The 18,997-nt window shown below is 57.4% G+C and carries 21 protein-coding genes; 8 read left to right on the forward strand and 13 right to left on the reverse strand.

Translation table 11 applies throughout. The features are described 5' to 3' along the window. Nucleotide 1: 1 nt before the first annotated feature. From RGU70_RS01410 to RGU70_RS01435, 6 genes are all read right to left on the reverse strand, one after another. A complete protein-coding gene (locus RGU70_RS01410) occupies nucleotides 2-472 on the reverse strand; it encodes a F0F1 ATP synthase subunit B (protein ID WP_322207640.1) in 471 nt (156 codons plus the stop codon). Nucleotides 473-544: 72 nt separating this feature from the next. Then, nucleotides 545-790 carry a F0F1 ATP synthase subunit C gene (gene atpE / locus RGU70_RS01415; RefSeq protein WP_322207641.1) on the reverse strand — a complete coding sequence of 82 codons (246 nt, stop codon included), beginning with the start codon at nucleotides 788-790 and terminating at the stop codon, nucleotides 545-547. A gap of 82 nt (nucleotides 791-872) precedes the next feature. Next, nucleotides 873-1,688, reverse strand: coding sequence for a F0F1 ATP synthase subunit A (atpB, locus tag RGU70_RS01420; protein ID WP_322207642.1), 816 nt, complete (start codon nucleotides 1,686-1,688; stop codon nucleotides 873-875). After that, complete coding sequence (locus tag RGU70_RS01425) at nucleotides 1,685-2,029, reverse strand: ATP synthase subunit I (RefSeq protein ID WP_322207643.1); 345 nt, start codon at nucleotides 2,027-2,029, stop codon at nucleotides 1,685-1,687. The genes atpB and RGU70_RS01425 overlap by 4 nt, the downstream gene beginning before the upstream one ends. 254 nt (nucleotides 2,030-2,283) lie before the next feature. Next, on the reverse strand, nucleotides 2,284-3,213 hold the full coding sequence (locus tag RGU70_RS01430; protein WP_322207644.1) for an electron transfer flavoprotein subunit alpha/FixB family protein: 930 nt from the start codon (nucleotides 3,211-3,213) through the stop codon (nucleotides 2,284-2,286). Nucleotides 3,214-3,332: 119 nt separating this feature from the next. Continuing rightward, nucleotides 3,333-4,088: an electron transfer flavoprotein subunit beta/FixA family protein gene (locus RGU70_RS01435; protein ID WP_322207645.1), complete on the reverse strand. Its 756-nt coding sequence runs from the start codon at nucleotides 4,086-4,088 to the stop codon at nucleotides 3,333-3,335. Nucleotides 4,089-4,369: 281 nt separating this feature from the next. On the opposite strand from RGU70_RS01435, the gene RGU70_RS01440 reads away from it, so the two are divergent. Continuing rightward, on the forward strand, nucleotides 4,370-5,278 hold the full coding sequence (locus tag RGU70_RS01440) for a LysR family transcriptional regulator (RefSeq protein ID WP_322207646.1): 909 nt from the start codon (nucleotides 4,370-4,372) through the stop codon (nucleotides 5,276-5,278). A gap of 23 nt (nucleotides 5,279-5,301) precedes the next feature. On the opposite strand, the gene RGU70_RS01445 is transcribed toward RGU70_RS01440, so the two are convergent. Then, the gene (locus RGU70_RS01445) at nucleotides 5,302-5,928 is read right to left on the reverse strand and encodes a hypothetical protein (RefSeq protein ID WP_416186463.1); all 627 of its coding nucleotides are present in this window, start codon (nucleotides 5,926-5,928) and stop codon (nucleotides 5,302-5,304) included. A 273-nt stretch (nucleotides 5,929-6,201) separates the two neighbouring features. On the opposite strand from RGU70_RS01445, the gene RGU70_RS01450 reads away from it, so the two are divergent. The 5 genes from RGU70_RS01450 (at nucleotide 6,202) to RGU70_RS01470 (ending at nucleotide 11,683) form a co-directional block, all read left to right on the forward strand. Next, nucleotides 6,202-7,050, forward strand: coding sequence for an FAS1-like dehydratase domain-containing protein (locus RGU70_RS01450; RefSeq protein WP_322207647.1), 849 nt, complete (start codon nucleotides 6,202-6,204; stop codon nucleotides 7,048-7,050). Nucleotides 7,051-7,123: 73 nt separating this feature from the next. Beyond that, complete coding sequence (locus tag RGU70_RS01455) at nucleotides 7,124-8,284, forward strand: acyl-CoA dehydrogenase family protein (protein ID WP_322207648.1); 1,161 nt, start codon at nucleotides 7,124-7,126, stop codon at nucleotides 8,282-8,284. 12 nt (nucleotides 8,285-8,296) lie between these two features. After that, nucleotides 8,297-9,475, forward strand: a complete 1,179-nt coding sequence (locus RGU70_RS01460; protein ID WP_322207649.1) for a CaiB/BaiF CoA-transferase family protein — start codon at nucleotides 8,297-8,299, stop codon at nucleotides 9,473-9,475. 37 nt (nucleotides 9,476-9,512) lie between these two features. Then, nucleotides 9,513-10,871 (forward strand): MmgE/PrpD family protein, encoded by a 1,359-nt coding sequence (locus tag RGU70_RS01465; protein ID WP_322207650.1) that lies wholly within the window; start codon nucleotides 9,513-9,515, stop codon nucleotides 10,869-10,871. Then, nucleotides 10,868-11,683 (forward strand): CoA ester lyase, encoded by an 816-nt coding sequence (locus RGU70_RS01470; RefSeq protein ID WP_322207651.1) that lies wholly within the window; start codon nucleotides 10,868-10,870, stop codon nucleotides 11,681-11,683. The genes RGU70_RS01465 and RGU70_RS01470 overlap by 4 nt, the downstream gene beginning before the upstream one ends. 79 nt (nucleotides 11,684-11,762) lie before the next feature. Here RGU70_RS01470 and RGU70_RS01475 read toward each other — a convergent pair whose 3' ends face one another. The 6 genes from RGU70_RS01475 to RGU70_RS01500 form a co-directional block, all read right to left on the reverse strand. After that, nucleotides 11,763-12,422 (reverse strand): thiopurine S-methyltransferase, encoded by a 660-nt coding sequence (locus RGU70_RS01475; protein WP_322210669.1) that lies wholly within the window; start codon nucleotides 12,420-12,422, stop codon nucleotides 11,763-11,765. 88 nt (nucleotides 12,423-12,510) lie between these two features. Continuing rightward, complete coding sequence (locus RGU70_RS01480) at nucleotides 12,511-12,840, reverse strand: DHCW motif cupin fold protein (protein WP_322207652.1); 330 nt, start codon at nucleotides 12,838-12,840, stop codon at nucleotides 12,511-12,513. A 76-nt stretch (nucleotides 12,841-12,916) separates the two neighbouring features. Beyond that, nucleotides 12,917-13,345 (reverse strand): STY0301 family protein, encoded by a 429-nt coding sequence (locus RGU70_RS01485; protein WP_322207653.1) that lies wholly within the window; start codon nucleotides 13,343-13,345, stop codon nucleotides 12,917-12,919. A gap of 98 nt (nucleotides 13,346-13,443) precedes the next feature. Then, a complete protein-coding gene (locus tag RGU70_RS01490; RefSeq protein ID WP_322210670.1) occupies nucleotides 13,444-14,271 on the reverse strand; it encodes an ABC transporter permease in 828 nt (275 codons plus the stop codon). 220 nt (nucleotides 14,272-14,491) lie between these two features. Then, nucleotides 14,492-15,295, reverse strand: coding sequence for an ABC transporter ATP-binding protein (locus RGU70_RS01495; protein WP_322207654.1), 804 nt, complete (start codon nucleotides 15,293-15,295; stop codon nucleotides 14,492-14,494). A 101-nt stretch (nucleotides 15,296-15,396) separates the two neighbouring features. Then, nucleotides 15,397-16,419, reverse strand: a complete 1,023-nt coding sequence (locus tag RGU70_RS01500; RefSeq protein WP_416186464.1) for an ABC transporter substrate-binding protein — start codon at nucleotides 16,417-16,419, stop codon at nucleotides 15,397-15,399. Between the two features lie 308 nt (nucleotides 16,420-16,727). On the opposite strand from RGU70_RS01500, the gene RGU70_RS01505 reads away from it, so the two are divergent. Then, nucleotides 16,728-17,405: a response regulator gene (locus tag RGU70_RS01505; protein WP_322207655.1), complete on the forward strand. Its 678-nt coding sequence runs from the start codon at nucleotides 16,728-16,730 to the stop codon at nucleotides 17,403-17,405. 6 nt (nucleotides 17,406-17,411) lie between these two features. Further along, nucleotides 17,412-18,872, forward strand: a complete 1,461-nt coding sequence (locus tag RGU70_RS01510; protein WP_322207656.1) for a sensor histidine kinase — start codon at nucleotides 17,412-17,414, stop codon at nucleotides 18,870-18,872. Nucleotides 18,873-18,997 lie beyond the last annotated feature (125 nt).

The following is an 18,997-nucleotide window of genomic DNA, read 5'->3' on the forward strand; positions in this document are numbered from 1 at the left end:
GTTACAGCTCGGTCTTAAGTTGGTTCAGCAGATCGGCATGCGCTGCTGCATTGACTTCACGCTTCAGAATTTGCTCAGCGCCTTTAATGGCGAGTACGGCCACTTCAGCGCGCAAATGTTCGCGTGCCGAAGTTACCTGCTGTTCAGCTTCAGATTTGGCATTAGCGATGATACGAGCAGCTTCATTAGACGCGGTTTTCTTCGCCTCGTCAACGATCAGCTGGCCGCGCTTTTCAGCTTCGCCTATGCGTTTCTGGCCTTCATCACGCGCACTCGAAAGTTCGGCCTGGGCGCGCTTTTCAGCGGCAGCAAGGTCAGCCTTTCCACGATCGGCCGCAGCCAGACCATCCGCAATCTTCTTGGCGCGCTCATCGAGCGCGCTGATCAACGGTGGCCAGATGAATTTCATCGTAAAGCCAGCGAGGATGAAGAAGACCACGAACTGCGCAATCAAAGTTGCATTTAAGTTCACGGTAATTTCCTTCTCAGAATAACGGGCGCCGAATCAAGTCCGGCAGGATGAGAATCGGCTAAGCCGTTTGAATTACTTGGCAATGAACGGATTGGCGAACGCGAACAACATAGCGATACCAACACCGATCAGGAATGCAGCATCGATCAAACCAGCCAGCAAGAACATTTTAGTTTGCAGTGTGTTCATCAGTTCAGGCTGACGTGCGGATGCTTCGAGGTATTTACCACCCATGATTGCGATACCGAGGCAGGCGCCGATAGCACCCAGGCCAATGATCAAACCGCACGCCAAAGCAACGAAAGAGACATCAGTCATGATAATTCCTTAAAAGTTAAAAGTTGATACAAATTACGAAAACAGGAAACCAGCATTTACAGCGACGACAACGGCAGCCCGGTTAGTGCGACTCGTGCGCCTGACCCAGATACACCAGCGTGAGCATCATGAAAATGAATGCCTGCAGCAGGACGATCAGGATATGGAAAATTGCCCAGATAGTACCGGCAACAACGTGACCGAAGAAGCCAAACGCGGTCGCCGTCGAACCCAGCAGGGCAATCAACAGGAACAACAACTCACCGGCATACATATTGCCGAACAACCGCATGCCAAGCGATACAGTCTTGGCGGCGAATTCGATGACATTCAGCAGCAAATTGAAAGGGGCCATCCAGATGCCGAACGGCGCAGCGAACAATTCATGGATAAAACCGCCCAAACCCTTGATTTTTACGCTGTAGAACAACATCAGCGCCAGAACCCCAAGAGCAATGCCCAGCGTGCCGTTCAGGTCGGCGGTCGGCACAATGCGATGGTGCATCTCGCCCAGGCCAAAAGCGCGCAAAATTCCAGACGCCAGATCAACCGGCAGGAAATCGAGTGAATTCATCAAGGCTACCCAGACGAACACTGTCAGCGCCACAGGGGCAATGAAGCTGCGGTCGCCATGAACGATAGCCTTCGACTGGTCTTCGACCATTTCGACGATCATCTCAACGAATGCCTGGAAACGTCCCGGCACGCCAGCTGTCGCCCTGCGTGCGGCGATATACATGAAGAGGCAACCAATCACGCCGGCGAAAACCGACCAGAAAATCGTATCCATATTAATAATGGAAAAATCGACAATCTTTGTTTGATGGTGCGTGGAGAAGTGTCCTAAGTGATGGACGATGTATTCTGAGGCCGTTGGTGCTTGTGCATCTGCAGTCATGGTCGAAGTCTAAACAGTAAAATAAAATAACTTTTAAGCACCACGATGAAGCTGACGATAAAGACCAGCCAGTTAACATCACGATACAACCAAACTACCGCGCTCATGAGCGCCAGTGTCGCAGCAATCTTGATCATTTCCCCGAAGAGAAAAGTCAGCGGGTTCGCACCGCCGGGTTTCCGTGCGCTCACATATAAGCGCAAGGCGAACAATCCATTGGGGACAAAACAGCACATCCCCCCTAACAACGCGGAAACTAACGCGGGACGACCACTTAACAAACCTGCCACACAAGCGGCGATGATGGTAGCCGCGATCTGCAAAAGGACGATGCGAAACATGCTTGTCCAATACGGTGCGTGCCGCACTCAAAGTGAGTATCCGGCGCTTTCAGAAGCCCGGCGATTATAATTGCTAGACTCCGGCTTAGTCAAACGGTAACGAGACAGTTACCGTTAAATATCGACCGAATCGGTGTGGTAAGCGGCAATTGTTGTGCAATTACAAATCGCCACATCAACAGATGTCAGACATCCCTCCCCCGACGACCATCAAACCGAAAGCTGCCGCAAAATTGCGCATGACTTGCCAAGCCCTACCCCAACTGTTTAACCAGCTCCGGCACCGCCTCGAACAAATCCGCCACCAGCCCGTAATCGGCCACGCTAAAAATCGGCGCCTCTTCGTCCTTGTTGATGGCAACGATGACCTTCGAATCCTTCATCCCCGCCAAATGCTGGATCGCGCCCGAAATGCCGATAGCGACATACAGCTGCGGCGCGACGATCTTGCCGGTCTGTCCGACTTGCCAGTCGTTCGGCACATAGCCCGCATCGACTGCCGCCCTCGACGCCCCCATAGCCGCGCCCAGCTTGTCGGCCAGCGGTTCTAATATCTTGAAATTCTCCGCTGAGCCTAGTCCGCGTCCACCCGAAACGATGATCTTGGCTGCCGTCAGTTCCGGCCGGTCCGATTTGGCGACTTCGCGGCTGACGAATTGCGAGATACCGGCGTCGGCTACGGCGTCGATGTTGTCAATCGTGGCGCTGCCGCCGCTGCCGGCTGCATCGAAGCCGGTAGTGCGCACGGTAATGACCTTGATCGCGTCCCGGCTTTGCACGGTGGCGATGGCGTTACCGGCGTAGATCGGCCGCTCGAACGTGTCGGGGCTATCGACCTTGGTGATTTCCGAGATTTGCGCCATGTCCAGTGCGGCGGCGACGCGCGGCAGGATGTTTTTGCCGTAGGCGGTGGCCGGGGCGAGGATGTGGCTGTACTGAGTGGCAATAGCGAGTGCCTGAGCGGCGATGTTTTCCGCCAGTCCGTCGGCCAGTTGCGGGGCGTCTGCCAGTAGGACTTTGCTCACGCCGGCGATCTGGGCAGCCGCCGCAGCGACCGCCTGGACATGGTGGCCGGCGACCAGAATGTGGACCTCGCCACCGGCCTGGATTGCGGCGGTGACGGTGTTGAGGGTGCTGGCCTTGAGGCCGGTGCTGTCGTGTTCGGCAATGACGAGTGCGGTCATGGTGTGTCCTGTGTGTAGTCGGGTGCGGTGGCGCGGTATGAAAACCCGGCGCGGCAAACCGTTTTGATATCCGTTAGTAATATCCGTGAGCGATGCCCGCTCGTGAGCGGGTAAGGCACTTAGATGACTTTGGCTTCCGTTTTGAGCTTGGCGACCAGCGTGGCGACGTCAGGCACTTTCACGCCAGCGCTGCGCTTCGGTGGCTCACTAACCTTGAGCGTGGTCACGCGCGCTTCGACATCCACTCCCAGATCGGCCGGTTTGGCGATGTCCATCGTCTTTTTCTTGGCTTTCATGATATTGGGCAGCGTGACGTAGCGCGGTTCGTTGAGGCGCAAATCGGTGGTGATGATCGCAGGCAGCTTGAGCGAAAGCGTTTCCAGTCCGCCGTCGACCTCGCGGGTGACGCTGGCGCGGCCGTCGGCGACCACGACCTTGGAGGCGAAGGTAGCTTGTGGCCAGCCCAGCAGCGCGGCCAGCATTTGTCCGGTTTGATTGCTATCGTCGTCGATAGCTTGCTTGCCCAGGATGATCAGTTGCGGTTGTTCTTTGTCGGCAATGGCTTTGAGCAGCTTGGCTACGGCCAGCGGTTGCAGGTCGACGCCGGCGTCGACTTCGGCAAGAATCGCCCGGTCGGCACCGATGGCCAGCGCGGTGCGCAGCGTTTCCTGACATTGCGTCACGCCGCACGAGATGACGATGACTTCGGTCGCAATCCCCGCTTCGCGCAGACGCACCGCTTCTTCCACCGCGATTTCATCGAACGGGTTCATGGCCATCTTGACGTTGGCAATGTCGACACCGCTGCCGTCACTCTTGACTCTGACCTTGACGTTGTAATCCACCACGCGTTTGACAGGAACTAATATTTTCATTGCGCTATCCTCAAAATACGGTGCAAAAATCGTTCATCGATGATTCAAATGTGAAGCCGAAGTTTGCCTGATTCCTTAACATGGCACAATTCGGATATTCAGAAGCGGCAGTTTGCCAGTGGCTAACTCGCGTCGCGCAATCCGAACAAGCCCCACACAACAATAAGGCATCTCTGAATAAGCAGTACAAGTGACGCAAAGTCAGGACACGCAATGCCTCCCTGAGATTGCGCCGCGCAGTAGCTTAATCAGAGGCGCTATAAGACAAAAGAATAATCCCCATGGCTATACATTTTGATCTGGTCGATATGCGCCTCTTCGTCAATATCGCAGAAGAGAACAGTCTGACCCGCGGTGCCGAGCGCACCCACATGTCGGTGCCTTCTGCCAGCACTCGCATCAAGAATGTGGAAGAAAGCCTGGGCACCAAGCTGCTCTATCGCACCAATCAAGGCGTCACCCTGACTCCACCCGGCCAGGCCATGCTGCACCACGCCAAGGTCGTCTTGCAGCAACTGGAAAACATGCGCGGCGATTTGCAGGAATACACCCAAGGCATCAAAGGCCATGTGCGGATTTTCGCCAACACCACCTCGATCACCGAATCACTGCCGGAAGTACTGCGCATTTTTTTGAGCGAAAATCCCGACGTCAATGTTGATCTGAAAGAAAAATGGAGCCATGACAGCGTGCGCGCAGTGACCGAAGGTGCTGCCGATATCGGCATAATCGCCGGCGACGCCCGCACCGAAGGGCTGGAAGTCCTGCCTTACCGCAGCGAAGCACTGGTCCTGGCCGTCGCCGCCACCAATCCGCTGGCCGAGCGCAGCGGCATCGACTTCAACGATACGCTCGACCACAATTACATTTGCCTGCCGGAAGGCAGCGCCATCCATATCTTCCTGACCAAGGAAGCGCAAAAACTCAACAAGCAATTGAAAATCCGGATTCAGGTGGGCAGTGTGGAGGCCGTGTGTCGCATGATCGAAGCCAACATCGGCATCGGCGTGGTGCCGGAATTCGCCGCCCGTCGGCACGCCAGAAACATGGCGATTCGCATCATCCCATTGGACGATGAATGGGCCATGCGCCATTCCATGATTTGTGTGCGCAGTCTGGCGCTGCTACCCGCCTTCACCCGCAAACTGGTCGACATGCTGGTAAACGAAAAGAAAAATCTTCCGGCTTAATCCCGACAAACCAAGGAACCGGGCTACTCCGGCAAAGGAATGCGGCGCGACGCCACCGCCATCCCGACCGTCTTATAAGTACCGGCCTGCAAATCGAAACCAATGCGCTCTGTCAGCGTTTCCAGCGCGCGGCCATACATGTGCAAATGCCGGATCACCTGACCGCCCTTGATTTCCACCGCGTGGATATCGTCCGGCAACAGCGCAATGCCAGTCGTTCCATTGATGACGACAGTCTGCGTCAATTGCAAATTTGCCCGACCCGGAGCAGCATCAGCACCCGCCTCATCCGTACGCCTATATAAATAGTTATATTCCTCCCCCTCAACCGCCGCCACGCAAGCCCATGTGGTGTGGTTATGCGGCGGAATCAACTTGCCGGGCCGCAACACATTCAAATACAGCGCATATCCACGGTCTTCATCTTCACGGATCAGATAACGTACCTGGTCTTCATCAACAGTCGGATCGGGGAAATGCGTCGCCGACCACAAGTCCTTGCGCGCCGCCAGCGTCTGCAATTGCCGCAGCACCTCTGCCAGCGAAGTCCGATCCAGCCCCTGCTGCAATGCCGCCTTCATGCCATCAATCACCGTTTCAACCGTATGCGAAAAACTCCCGTTGCCAAACGAAGTGTTGACTGTACCCATCGCATTGTTCTCCTTATTTTTTCGCAGTTAAACCCAGACCACAGCGCACCGCCGCCCGCAAACAGAACAAAGTGTGCCGCAAGCGCTGCCACCTCACCATTCGGATCTGCCAAACAGCTTCTTAGCAAGACGCTAAGGGAGCCGCAGGCACGCCCGGGAACAGGCGCAAAGTTAGCAGCAGACTAAGGCCCTATTCCGAATATTCAAATGGCAAGCCCTATCGGTATCAGTCAGACTGTCGCCACTCCCCACAATAAAGATCCAGGACACTACATGGACATGTCACATTTACGCGAATGGCTAGGCCGTTCCGAACTGAACAACGACCTGATCACCGCCACGCCAGTCGCCGCGCTGGCCGCCACACTCGACCGCGACGACGCCCGCCCACAAAATGGCGATACGCTGCCACCGCTCTGGCACTGGCTGTACTTCCTGCCTATCCACAAGCAATCCGAACTAGGCCCGGACGGTCATCCGCGTCGTGGCGGCTTTCTGCCGCCCGTCCCGCTGCCACGCCGCATGTGGGCCGGCGGCCGTCTGCAATTCCATCAGCCGCTGCGCATCGGCGACACCGTGTCGCGCCTGTCGCACATCGTCGATGTCAGCCACAAGCAAGGCCGTACCGGCGCACTGGTGTTCGTGCTGGTACGCCATGAAATCAGCAATGCCGAAGGCGTCGCGCTGACCGAAGAACACGACATCGTTTACCGCGACAATCCGCAACCCGATGACGTCCCCGCCAAACCGGTCGCGGCACCAAAAGACGAGGACTTCAGCCGCACCATCACGCCCGACGACACCCTGCTGTTCCGCTATTCCGCACTGACCTTCAACGGCCACCGCATCCATTACGATCGCCGCTACGTCACCACAGTCGAAGGCTATCCCGGCCTGATCGTGCATGGTCCGCTGATTGCCACCTTGCTGATCGATCTGCTGCGTCGCAATTTACCGGACGCCCGCGTCGCTGCATTTTCCTTCAAGGCCATCCGTCCCACGTTCGACATCGCCACTTTTGAGGTCTGCGGCAAACTGCAAGACGACGGAAAAACCGTCCATTTATGGGCCAAAGACGCCGACGGCTGGCTCACCATGGATGCCACCGCCACGCTCGCCTGAGTCTGAGTCTGCACCAGCGGCACTACCGCACAAAACGATAACGTCCCACACAGTTCCAACAAGAAAGCACCCCATGCAACATGCTCCAGACCAGTTCCAAGACATCCGCGATGCCATCCGCGATTTATGCACAGGATTCCCTAACGAGTATTTCCGCAAGGTCGATGAAGAACGCGGCTATCCAGAAACCTTCGTCAATGCCCTGACCAGCGCTGGCTGGCTGGCAGCACTGATTCCGCAGGAATACGGCGGATCAGGACTGGGACTGACCGAAGCCTCGGTCATCATGGAAGAAATCAACCGCAACGGCGGCAACTCCGGCGCCTGCCACGGCCAGATGTACAACATGGGCACCATCCTGCGTCACGGCTCGGAAGCGCAAAAACAAAAATATCTGCCCAAGATTGCCAGCGGCGAATTGCGCCTGCAATCGATGGCCGTCACCGAACCGAGCACCGGCACCGACACCACCAAACTGAAAACTACCGCCGTCAAAAAAGACGGTCGCTACGTCATCAACGGTCAAAAAGTGTGGATCTCCCGCGTGCAGCATTCCGACCTGATGGTCTTGCTCGCGCGCACCACGCCGCTGGCCGACGTCAAGAAAAAATCGGAAGGCATGTCGATCTTCATGATCGATCTGAAAGAGGCCATCGGCAAGGGTCTGAGCGTGCAACCCATCCTCAACATGGTCAACCACGAGACCAATGAACTGTTTTTCGAGAACCTCGAAATTCCGGAAGAAAACCTGATCGGCGAAGAAGGCAAGGGCTTCAAATACATCCTCGACGGCCTCAATGCCGAACGCGCCCTGATCGCCGCCGAATGTATCGGCGACGGTTACTGGTTCATCGACAAGGTCACCAAATACGTCAACGAACGCGTGGTATTCGGCCGCCCTATCGGTCAGAACCAGGGAGTGCAATTTCCGATTGCGCGCGCTTACGTCAATCTGGAAGCCGCCAACCTGATGCGCTACAAGGCCTGCGAACTGTTCGACGCCAACCTGCCCTGCGGCACTCAGGCCAACATGGCCAAGCTGCTGGCCGCCGATGCCTCGTGGGAAGCCGCCAACGCCTGTCTGCAATATCACGGCGGCTTCGGCTTCGCCTGCGAATACGACGTCGAACGCAAATTCCGTGAAACCCGCTTGTATCAGGTCGCGCCGATTTCGACCAATCTGATCCTGTCGTATGTCGGCGAGCATGTGCTCGGCATGCCGCGTTCTTTCTGATTGGACTCTCTCATGCGCCCACTTGATGGCATCACCGTCGTTACCCTGGAACACGCGATTGCCGCACCGTTCTGCACCCGCCAGCTGGCCGATAACGGCGCGCGCGTCATCAAGATCGAACGCCCCGGCGTGGGCGATTTTGCCCGCGCCTACGACGAACGCGTTAACGGTCTGGCCTCGCATTTCGTCTGGACCAACCGCTCCAAAGAAAGCCTGACGCTGGACGTCAAGCACGAAGAAGCAGGTGAAGTTCTGCGCAAGCTGCTGCAAGACGCTGACGTGCTGGTACAGAATCTCGCGCCAGGTGCCGCCGCCCGCCTCGGGCTGTCGTACGAAGCGCTGAAAGAAAGTCATCCGCGCCTGATCGTCTGCGACATTTCCGGCTATGGCAACAACGGCCCCTACCGCGACAAAAAGGCCTATGACCTGCTCATTCAGAGCGAGTCCGGTTTCCTGTCCGTCACCGGCTCGCCTGACGAACCGGCCAAGGCCGGCTGCTCAATCGCCGACATCGCCTCCGGCATGTACGCCTACACCAATATCCTCAACGCGCTGATCCAGCGCGGCAAAACCGGACGCGGCTGCCACATCGACGTATCGATGCTGGAAAGCATGGTCGAATGGATGGGCTATCCGTTGTACTACGCGTTTGAAGGCGCAACACCACCGCCACGCGCCGGCGCCGCTCACGCCACGATTTACCCTTACGGCCCCTTCCTTGCAGGCGATGGAAAAATCGTCATGCTGGGCTTGCAGAACGAACGCGAATGGGCTGCCTTCTGCGAACAGGTTCTGCAACAACCGGCACTGGCAAGCGATGCCCGCTTCTCCTCCAATTCGAAACGCGCCGGCGCACGTGACGCCTTGCGCGACATCATCCTGCACACTTTTGCCACGCTGAGCGCGGAGCAAGTCATCGCCCGTCTGGATGCCGCGCAGATTGCCAACGCCCACATGAATGACATGCACGACCTGTGGCAGCATCCGCAACTCAAAGCGCGCCAGCGCTGGACCGAGGTCGCCACCTCCGCCGGCACCGTGCCGACACTGCTGCCGCCCGGCACGCCCAATACCTACGAAGCACGCATCGATGCCGTGCCCGCGCTGGGTCAGCATACCGACGTCATCCTGGCCGAACTCGGTTACGACAAGACCACGATTGCCGCGCTGCATGCGGCGCACGCCGTTTAACCAGGATCGTTGCCCTTCCATTTTTAGAAAGTCCGCCATGCCAGTCGAACACCCAAGTCAGGTCCTCGCCGAATTCGTCGCCACGCTGCAATTCGAAACCATTCCACCGGTCGTCCTGCGGCGCGCCGAAGACTTGTTCCTCGACTGGTTTGGTTCGGCGCTGGCCGGAAAAAATGCGCGTCCGGTCGAAACCATAGAACGCTTTGCACAAGCTATGGGGCCGGTCGGTGGCACGTCCGAAGTATTGATTTCCCGTCGCCAGACTTCGCCTCTGTTTGCCGCCATGGTCAATGCCGCCGCCTCGCATTTCGCCGAACAGGACGACCTGCACAATAGCTCAGTCTTCCATCCTGCCTGCGTGGTGTTTCCCGCTGCGCTGGCGGTCGCACAAGCGCTGGGCAGTTCCGGCAAGGAATTTCTGACGGCCTCGGTGGCCGGTTACGAAGCGGGTATCCGCATCGGCGAATTTCTCGGCCGTTCGCACTATAAAATTTTCCACACCACCGGCACCGTCGGCACGCTGGCGGCAGCAGTCGCCGTCGGTCGCTTGCTCAAACTGACGCCGGAACAAATGCTGCATGCGCTCGGTTCCGCCGGCACGCAAGCGGCTGGCCTGTGGGAGTTCCTGCGCGATGCCGCCGACTCCAAACAACTGCACACCGCCAAGGCTGCGGCCAACGGCTTGATGGCCGCCTATCTGGCGCAGGATGGCTTTACCGGCGCGCGCCACATACTGGAAGGCAAACAGGGCATGGCGGCGGGCATGTCGTCCGATGCCAATCCCGATTTCCTCACCGACCGTCTGGGCGAACGCTGGGCGCTGGTCGAAACCTCGTTCAAATTTCACGCCTCTTGCCGCCACACGCATCCCGCCGCCGACGCCTTGCTGCAAGTCATCAAGGACAACGACCTGCCGGTTTCGCAGATCGCCCAGATCACCGCGCATGTGCATCAGGGTGCGATAGATGTGCTGGGGCCGGTCGTCGATCCGCGCACCGTGCATCAGGCCAAATTTTCTATGGGTACCGTGCTCGGCATCGTCGCTTATTACCACTACGCTGGCGTGCAGGAATTCGAGCAGCATTTCCAGGACGCCGATATCGCCAGCCTGTGCAGCAAAGTGAGCATGGCGCTCGACCCCGAAGTGGATGCGGCTTACCCGGCGCGTTGGATCGGTAAAGTGACGGTGCGCACCACCGACGGTCGCACACTGTTCGGTCGCGCCGACGAACCCAAGGGCGACCCCGGCAACACCTTGTCGCGTCAGGAACTGGAAGAGAAAGCCATGCGCTTGTCGGTCTTCGGCCAATCCGCCAGCGAAGTGGAAATGCAGCACGCCTTCCAGCACATCTGGAATCTGACCGAGGTCGACACCATCGGCAAACTGCTGCCATGAGCGCATCCCGCCTGCCGCGTTCTTACTTGTTCGTTCCTGGCAACCGACCCGAGCGTTTCGCCAAAGCCTGCGCGACCGGTGCCGATGCCGTGATCTTCGATCTGGAAGATGCCGTTCCCACCGCAGAAAAAGAAGCGGCGCGCAGCGCAGTTGCCGACTGGCTCAACAGCGGGCCGCAAGTGGCTTGCCAATTGCTGATCCGCATCAACAGCGCCGATACCATCTGGTTCGGCAACGACCTGGCCTTGTGCGGCATCCCCGCCGTGGACGGCATCGTACTGCCCAAAGCGGAACGGGTGCAGGATCTGGAACGCCTCCGCAGCTCAGGCGCACGCGCCATCCTGCCACTGATCGAAACCGCCGTCGGCTTTCAACAAGCCGGGACGCTGGCGCAAGTCAGCGGCGTGCAGCGACTGGTGTTTGGCACCATCGATTTTCAGGTCGATCTGGGTATTGAGGGTGAGGACGATGAATTGCTCTATTTCCGTTCGCAACTGGTGCTGCTATCGCGACTGGCGGGGGTGCACGCGCCGGTCGATGGCGTCACCACCGCGTTGGACGATGATGCCGTGCTGAGTAGCGACACGCTGCGCGGAAAGCGCATCGGTTTTGGTGCCAAGCTGTGCATTCATCCGAAACAAGTGGCCGGCGTCAATCAGGGCTTTACGCCGACCAAAGAAGAAATCGAATGGGCGCAGCGGGTGCTGGCCGCCGCCGCCGCTGCGAACGGCGGCGCAGTGGCGCTGGATGGAAAAATGGTCGACAAGCCGGTGATCCTGAAAGCGCAGCGGATCGTGGCGCAAGCGGAGTAATTCTGCTCTGATGCCACTCTGGTGCCACTCTGGTGCCACTCTGCTGCCGCTCTTCTGATGCGACACAAAAGAAGAGTGCTTAACGCTTGCCTTGCAAGCGGTACACCACCGCATCTAGGCTCGTGATGCCGCGTTCGGCGAATTTGGGTTCTTTATCGAGCATGTCGCGACGGTCGATAATCGTCGCTTCGGAATGTTCCGCATAGAGCGCCTGAACCTCGTCGTCACGCACGGCAAAAGGCGGGCCCTCCATCTGCTCCTGCGCGTAATCCATCGTCATCAGTAAGCCACGGTAGTCAGCCGCCAGTTGTCCGTAGACGTGCTGCACATAGCGTTGCCGCATCTCCGGCGGCAGGGCGATCAGCGCCGCACGGTCATACACGCCGATGCATTCGGAGAGCGTTGCCGCATCGAGCTTAAAAATATCGCCGCAAATAATCTCGATATTACCGGCAACAAAATGTTGACCCTGCGCGGATTCATGCCGGATCGGATGCAATGCGTTTTCTGCAAAAAACTGCTCCACAGCCAGCGGCGACAATTCCACTCCCAGCACCCGCAAGCCTTGTTGCGCCAGCCACACCATGTCCAGCGATTTGCCGCATAAAGGCACCAGCACCCGGCCCCCCGTCGTCAGCGAAAGCGAGGGCCAGTATTTTTGCAGCAAAGGTGCTACCCGCGTTTGATGAAAATACGTGCGCCCGTCGCGCCACCGTTCCAGCCAGAAATCGGACTCCATGATGTGCCTTTGTTTGCTGATCGAAGGGCTATTGTAGCGGCTGTCCTCGCCGATCATGCGCATTCGTGGCTTTAATTAATCCACCGCCTTAATCAACAATAAACAGCTTCGCCCCCTGCACCGAAGAAGAGCGATGCGGTTCCGCATTGTCGGCCACTTGGTAACTCATCCCCGGCTGCAAGGTGAACTGCCGGCCATCTTCCAGCTCGGTGTGCAGCGTCCCTTCGAGGCAAAACAGGATGTGACCCTTGACGCACCAGTGATCGGCCAGATAACCCGCCGTGTACTCGACGCGCCGGACGCGAATGCCGCCGAAATGACATGTGCGCCAATACGCTATGCCGGTTTCGCCCTGATGTTCGGTTTGTTCCACTTGTTCCCAATCGGTAGTGCCGAAGGGGATATCGGTCATCTGCATAGTTGCCTCATTTCCGGAGTGATCGTTCTCGACGTACTTAATAACCTTAGCACTTCAGGCAGCGAGAGCGACGCGCTCATTTACACACCCACCCTGCCACGCCCAGTGTCTGCCCGGAGGGAAGCACCGCTTCGGTCACTTCGCATTGCCGGATATTTTCCGGCAATTCTCTGGCGAGCAGAGTGAGGCTGTTTGTGTACGAACAGGCAACCCAATAACGGTGCTCCGACGGCGTCAGCTTCCACAGGGATTTGCGCTGCTGTTTTTTTTGCAGGATTTTATCCGGCACGAGATTGGCCATCTCCTGCGGAGGTCCGCTATAGACCGACACCAAATTCAATCGATGTCCGCCGCGTCCGCGATCTTGCGCAACTTCCCAGGATGGTTCGGGGCTATTGACCACCTCGTTGACTTCTATGGCCGCAGGACAATTTATTTCTATGGCAGCGGCCAGCGCTTGCAGCGGGACAAGACATATAAATGGCAATACATAGCGATTGATCATGGCGCTTACTCAATGAGGAAGGAGGGGTTCGCCAAGTGTAGCCGTAACAAAGGGCCTGAATAAGGAAAAACACATCAGGCCCTTTGCTTGACGCAAGTTCAGAATGCCGCAGGTCGCCACTTCAGCAGGCGTTTTTCCAGCAGGTTCAGCAGGTAATCCGCCAGCAGCGCAACAACGGCCAGCACGATCATCGCGGCAAACACGCCGCTGGCATTGAAAGCGCCTTGCGCCGTCGAGATCAGCAAACCAATACCCTGTTTGGCACCGAGAAATTCACCGACCACCGCACCGACCAGCGCGAAGCCGAAACTCACGCGCAGACTGGCGAGAATCCAGCTCATGGCCGAAGGAATCACCACTGACATCGTGACCTGCCGCCGCGATGCGCCCAGAATCTGCGCGTTGGCGATCATGTAACGGTCGGCTTCCCGCACGCCCTGGAAGGCATTGCCGAAGACAACGAAGAACACCATCACCACCGCCAGTGCCACCTTCGACGCCATGCCCAGACCGAAGGCAATCACGAAGATCGAACCCAATACCACACGCGGAATGGAATTGGCGATCTGGATGTAAAGACTGAACACATCGGCCAGCAGCTTGTTGCGACCCAACACGATGCCGCAAAAAATACCGCCGACGGAGCCGATCAAAAATCCCAGCACGGTTTCTTCCAGCGTCACCAGAACTTGCGTGAACAGCGACCCCTGCGCCGTCCCCTCCGTCATCCAGACGAAGATTTGCTGAACGATCAGCGTCGGTTGCGAAAAGAAGAAAGGATCAATCCATTCCAGCCGCGCGCCGACTTCCCATCCGCCTAGCGTCACCACCAGCAGCGCCACGCGCAGAAAAATCACCAGCCAGTAACGTTGTTTGATCTTGCGCTGCGCCTGCCGCTCAACCTCGGCCAGACTGGCCGGACTCATGTGGTCGGAAATCGACGCCGCGTGCGCAGGCGCCCTATTGCTTGCCATCGTTGTTGCGTTTTGTTGTGTCATGTGATTACCCGTCAGGTTCGGATGTCGCTTATTGATGTCGCTTATTGATGTCGCTTATTGATATCGCTTATTGATGCCACTTAGTGATGTAGCTCAGTGATGTCGTTCAGTGTTTTTAATGAAAGGGATCGCTGAAACAAAGGCCCTCTTATTCGATATGCACTTCTTCCCGCAAATCGCTCCAGATCTTGCGCGAGGTGTCGATGAATCCCTGCTGGTATTTGACTTCTTCCATCTTGCGCGGACGCGGCAGGTCGATTTCGTAGACGCTCTTGAGCGTCGCCGGACGCGCCGTCAGGACATACACCTTGTCGGCCAGCGCAATCGCTTCTTCCAGATCATGCGTGACGAAGACCACCGAGCCCGATTGCGCCGACCACAGTTGCAGCAACTCATCCTGCATCAGGGTGCGGGTCTGCATGTCGAGCGCACTGAACGGCTCGTCCATCAGCAGAATTTCGGGTTTGTTAATGAAGGTTTGCGCCAGTGCCACACGCTTGCGCATGCCGCCCGACAATTGATGCGGATAGTGGTTACTGAATTTGCTGAGACCGACCCGGCGTATCCATTCTTCGGCCAGCGCATAGGCGGCATCTTTCGGCTTGCCGCGAAACAGTGGGCCAGCGGCGACGTTATCAATCACGGTGCGCCAGGGAAACACGGCATCGCTCTGAAACACGAATCCGATGCGCGGATCGATGCCGTCGACCGCTTCACCCATGATGAGCACTTCGCCCACCGTCGGCTTGAGCAGGCCGGTAATCAGACTCAGCGTGGTCGATTTACCGCAGCCGGTGGGGCCGACAATGGCGACGAATTCACCGCGTGCTACCGACATCGAAAAGTCGCGCAAGGCAACGGTCACCTTGCCGTCGCCGGTAATGAAGCGCAGCGAAACGTTGCGCAATTCGATGGCGGGCGAGGCGGCGGGGGAGATAAAGGGGGTAGTCATACGTATGCTTTCATCGGGAAAACTGCTCTCGGCAAACAGGTCCAAAGCACGCGGCGATCAGGCGGATAACGGGCTGTTAAGAGCGAACGCCGCGGCAGGATTTATTTGATCTGATTGACGTAGTCGTTGGTGTAGGTGCGCAGCAGGTCAATGTGCTTGCCCTTGATGTTCGGATTGAATCCGGTCATCACCTTCAGCACCGTTTCAGCACCATCGGCCGGCATTTTCCCGTCGGGCGAATACATGGGCATTGATGCTTTCAGCGCCTGCACGTAGAGCGCTTTGTTGCCGCCGTAATAATCGGCCGGCATTTTGTCGGCGATTTCTTCGGCGCTGTGGGTCTGAATGTATTTCAGGGTTTTCACGAAAGCGCGTGCCAGTTTCGCCGCCACCGGTTTATGCGTTTGCAACCAGCTGGTTTGCACATACAGGCTGGATGCCGGATACAAACCGCCTAGCGCAGCACGCGTACCGGCGAGGCTGCTCATGTCGACCAGCGGTTTGGCAAGTCCGGTACTGATCAGCAGCGAGGTGGTTGGTTCAGTGGTCCATGCCACCTCGATGCGCTTCTGTTTGAATGCGGCAATCAGCGTGGTGCCGGCACCGACTGGCAACATCGAGTACTCGCTACTCTTGAGGCCGTTGCGCGATGCCAGATATTGCGTGAGGAAACTGGAAGAAGAACCGAGGCCGGTAACGCCCACGGTGTAGCCCTTCAGGTCGCCCATTGATTTGATTTTATCGACCATATCGGTGCGTACCATTTCAGTACCGCCCGGCACCAGCAACAGTTGCACGATGGATTGCACTTCCTTGCCCTTGCTTTGCAGATCGATGGAATGATCGTAGTAGCCGACCACGGCTTGCACGGCACCGGCCAGCAATTCATTTTCCGCATCGACGCCGGCCTGCTGCGATTGCAGTTCTACATCCAGCCCCTCTTCCTTGAAATAACCCAGATTTTCCGCCAGCTTGGGCGGCAGATAAATCAGCTTGTTGATACCGCCGACCATGATGATGACCTTGGGTGCATCGGCGGCAACGGCATTGCTGCTCATGCCAAAGACGGCACTGGCAATTAACGCCGACAACAGGGTGGTGCGACATGGCGAACGGCTAAACATGGTGTCTCCTCTTTGAATTTATTACGCAAAGTCATGCTGCAAGGCTCCAATAGGAAGTCCGACAGAAGTACGTATTGCTTAAAGTCCCGCTACGGCGGGGGCTGATTATTGTTTTAATGAATAACAGCTATTCTAGGCAGTGTTATCCTTCATTGAGCTTTCAACATTGATGATTAATCATCATTTTCTGATAAAGCACCACGCGTGAACTTAACTCAGAGCAAGGCACCGACTCCTGAGCTGGCACTACTCAGTCGCTTTTACCACGCACCGCAGGGCGCTTTGAAATATGGCGCAGAGATAATTTAATGAAATTGCTGCTGATTGAAGACAACCCTGCACTGGCGCACTGGCTCACGCAAATCCTGCGTGAAAACCATTTCACCGTCGATCTGGCCAGCGATGGCGACGCTGCCGATCTGGTCTTGCGCAATGAAACATACGATGTGGTGCTGCTGGATCTGATGATTCCCAAACTCAGCGGCAAGCATGTGTTGCAGCGCTTGCGCCAGCGCCGCGACAACGTGCCGGTGATGATTCTGACGGCCAGCGGTTCGGTCGATGAAAAAGTGGAATGCCTGGGCGCGGGCGCGGATGACTATCTGGTCAAACCTTTCGAAGTGCGCGAACTGGTGGCGCGCATCAAGGTGCTGATCCGGCGCCAGATTCCCGACAAGGCCGCTGAAATCCATTGCGGCGATCTGATCTATGACAGCAACACGCGCCAGTTCGCCATCGGCGATCAGCCGCTGCCCTTACCGGCACGCGAACACGATGTGCTGGAAATTCTGATGCTGCAACAAGGCCGCACGGTCTCCAAGAATGCGCTGGTCAAAGGCATCTTCAGCCTGTCCGACGAACCCAGCGCCGACGCGATCGAAATTTATATTTCCCGCCTGCGCAAAAAACTGGAAACCTGTCAGGCCGCGATCATGACGCTGCGCGGCCTGGGCTATCTGCTCAAGCGCAAAGATGAGCAAAGATGAGAAAAGATGATTGATAGCCTGCGCCTGCGGCTGCTGTTGTGGCTGCTGATTCCGCTGACGATCTATGTCGCCATCTGCGGCGACTTCGCTTATAGCAGCGCGGAGGAAAGCGCGGATGTGGTGCAGGACCACGCACTGCTGGCATCGGCACGCATGATCTCCGGTCAGATCGACTGGCAGGACGGACTTCCGTTTGCTCATTTGCCGCCGGCGGCGCTGGAAATTTTTGCCGGTGCGGATGGCGACCAGGTCTACTACCGCGTGATTGCCGAGGATGGTCGGGTCATGGCCGGGCGACCGGATTTTCCGCTGGACCCGGTTTTTCACAGCGGCGCACCGCGCTATGTCAGCACTGTTTTCGATCATCAGCCGTTACGCACCGTGACGCTGGTGCGAACGCTGTACGACAGCGGCGCATCAAGCAAAGTAGTGGTGCAGGTCGGACAGACCATGCGCGGTCACGACCGCATGCGGGATGAGCTGTGGCAACCCGCGTTGCATCGCCAGATCATTACATTGGTGCTGGCGATCGTGCTGATGATTCTGGGTCTGACGATGGAGTTGCGTCCCGTGCTGCGTCTGACGGAAGAGCTGGCCGCGCGCGACTCCAGTTCCCTGACGCCGCTGCGACGCGGACGACTGCAACAGGAATTGCGACCGATCGTAGAAGCCATCAATCAATACATCCAGCGCCTGAACACGCAAATGCTGGTGCAGAAGCGGTTTGTCGCCGATGCCGCGCACCAGTTGCGCACGCCACTGACGGTACTCGATTCGCAAATCCAGTTCGCTCGTCAGCTGAGCGATCCGGCGCGTCAGCAGCAAGTTCTGCAAGCCTTGCAGGACAGCAGTCGCAGCATGACCGACATGATCAATCAGCTACTTCAGCTATCGCAAGCCGAAGCCTCCAGCAGCGCCGCGCTGATGCGTCAACCGGTGGAACTGACGGCATTGGCGGCAACGGTATTGGAAGAGCTGGTGGGACTGGCGCAGGGCAAGCATATCGACCTCGGTCTGGAAACCGGTACGGAATCGGGTATGGGACGCGCCTGGGTGTCCGGCAACGCAGCGCTGTTTGCCGCCATGCTGATGAATCTGGTCGACAATGCGATCCGCTACACGCCGCCATACGGCAAGGTGACGGTCGGTTTGCAGCAGACGCAGACGGCGGCCGGTGCGCAAGTTGAGCTCAGCGTTACCGACGACGGCCCCGGCATTCCTGCCGAAGTGAGGGAACGGGTGTTCGAACGGTTTTATCGCAATGCGCTGCCGGGGCAGCATGGCACGGGTCTGGGTCTGGCCATCGTGCGCGAAATTGCGCAAGCCGCGCAAGGCAGCGTCCTACTCGGCCTCCCTGCTAGCGGCAAGGGGCTGTGCGTGCGGGTGCAACTGCCCGCCTGTCCGCCACCGCCACCACCATCATCTACTTCTCAGGAAGGTTCTGGCACAGCTCCGGCACTACAGTGATGCATAAGTCCTATCAATACAAACGACAAAGGAGATTCATTTCGAATAATTGCCGCTTTCCATTACGATGGCTGAGTTTCTCATTTTTCTAATAACACTATCCAAAAAGGCAGTGCCGTACAGGC

This window comes from Herbaspirillum sp. RTI4, from assembly GCF_034313965.1.
In the GTDB taxonomy this organism is placed as follows: Bacteria; Pseudomonadota; Gammaproteobacteria; order Burkholderiales; family Burkholderiaceae_D; genus Herbaspirillum.

Bases quoted from the DNA above. Each gene is read 5' to 3' on its own strand.
- atpE (WP_322207641.1), bottom strand. From the start codon at position 790: ATGACTGATGTCTCTTTCGTTGCTTTGGCGTGCGGTTTGATCATTGGC.
- atpB (WP_322207642.1), bottom strand. From the start codon at position 1,688: ATGACTGCAGATGCACAAGCACCAACGGCCTCAGAATACATCGTCCAT.
- RGU70_RS01425 (WP_322207643.1), bottom strand. From the start codon at position 2,029: ATGTTTCGCATCGTCCTTTTGCAGATCGCGGCTACCATCATCGCCGCT.
- RGU70_RS01430 (WP_322207644.1), bottom strand. From the start codon at position 3,213: ATGACCGCACTCGTCATTGCCGAACACGACAGCACCGGCCTCAAGGCC.
- RGU70_RS01435 (WP_322207645.1), bottom strand. From the start codon at position 4,088: ATGAAAATATTAGTTCCTGTCAAACGCGTGGTGGATTACAACGTCAAG.
- RGU70_RS01440 (WP_322207646.1), top strand. From the start codon at position 4,370: ATGGCTATACATTTTGATCTGGTCGATATGCGCCTCTTCGTCAATATC.
- RGU70_RS01445 (WP_416186463.1), bottom strand. From the start codon at position 5,928: ATGGGTACAGTCAACACTTCGTTTGGCAACGGGAGTTTTTCGCATACG.
- RGU70_RS01450 (WP_322207647.1), top strand. From the start codon at position 6,202: ATGGACATGTCACATTTACGCGAATGGCTAGGCCGTTCCGAACTGAAC.
- RGU70_RS01455 (WP_322207648.1), top strand. From the start codon at position 7,124: ATGCAACATGCTCCAGACCAGTTCCAAGACATCCGCGATGCCATCCGC.
- RGU70_RS01460 (WP_322207649.1), top strand. From the start codon at position 8,297: ATGCGCCCACTTGATGGCATCACCGTCGTTACCCTGGAACACGCGATT.
- RGU70_RS01465 (WP_322207650.1), top strand. From the start codon at position 9,513: ATGCCAGTCGAACACCCAAGTCAGGTCCTCGCCGAATTCGTCGCCACG.
- RGU70_RS01470 (WP_322207651.1), top strand. From the start codon at position 10,868: ATGAGCGCATCCCGCCTGCCGCGTTCTTACTTGTTCGTTCCTGGCAAC.
- RGU70_RS01475 (WP_322210669.1), bottom strand. From the start codon at position 12,422: ATGGAGTCCGATTTCTGGCTGGAACGGTGGCGCGACGGGCGCACGTAT.
- RGU70_RS01480 (WP_322207652.1), bottom strand. From the start codon at position 12,840: ATGCAGATGACCGATATCCCCTTCGGCACTACCGATTGGGAACAAGTG.
- RGU70_RS01485 (WP_322207653.1), bottom strand. From the start codon at position 13,345: ATGATCAATCGCTATGTATTGCCATTTATATGTCTTGTCCCGCTGCAA.
- RGU70_RS01490 (WP_322210670.1), bottom strand. From the start codon at position 14,271: ATGAGTCCGGCCAGTCTGGCCGAGGTTGAGCGGCAGGCGCAGCGCAAG.
- RGU70_RS01495 (WP_322207654.1), bottom strand. From the start codon at position 15,295: ATGACTACCCCCTTTATCTCCCCCGCCGCCTCGCCCGCCATCGAATTG.
- RGU70_RS01500 (WP_416186464.1), bottom strand. From the start codon at position 16,419: ATGTTTAGCCGTTCGCCATGTCGCACCACCCTGTTGTCGGCGTTAATT.
- RGU70_RS01505 (WP_322207655.1), top strand. From the start codon at position 16,728: ATGAAATTGCTGCTGATTGAAGACAACCCTGCACTGGCGCACTGGCTC.
- RGU70_RS01510 (WP_322207656.1), top strand. From the start codon at position 17,412: ATGATTGATAGCCTGCGCCTGCGGCTGCTGTTGTGGCTGCTGATTCCG.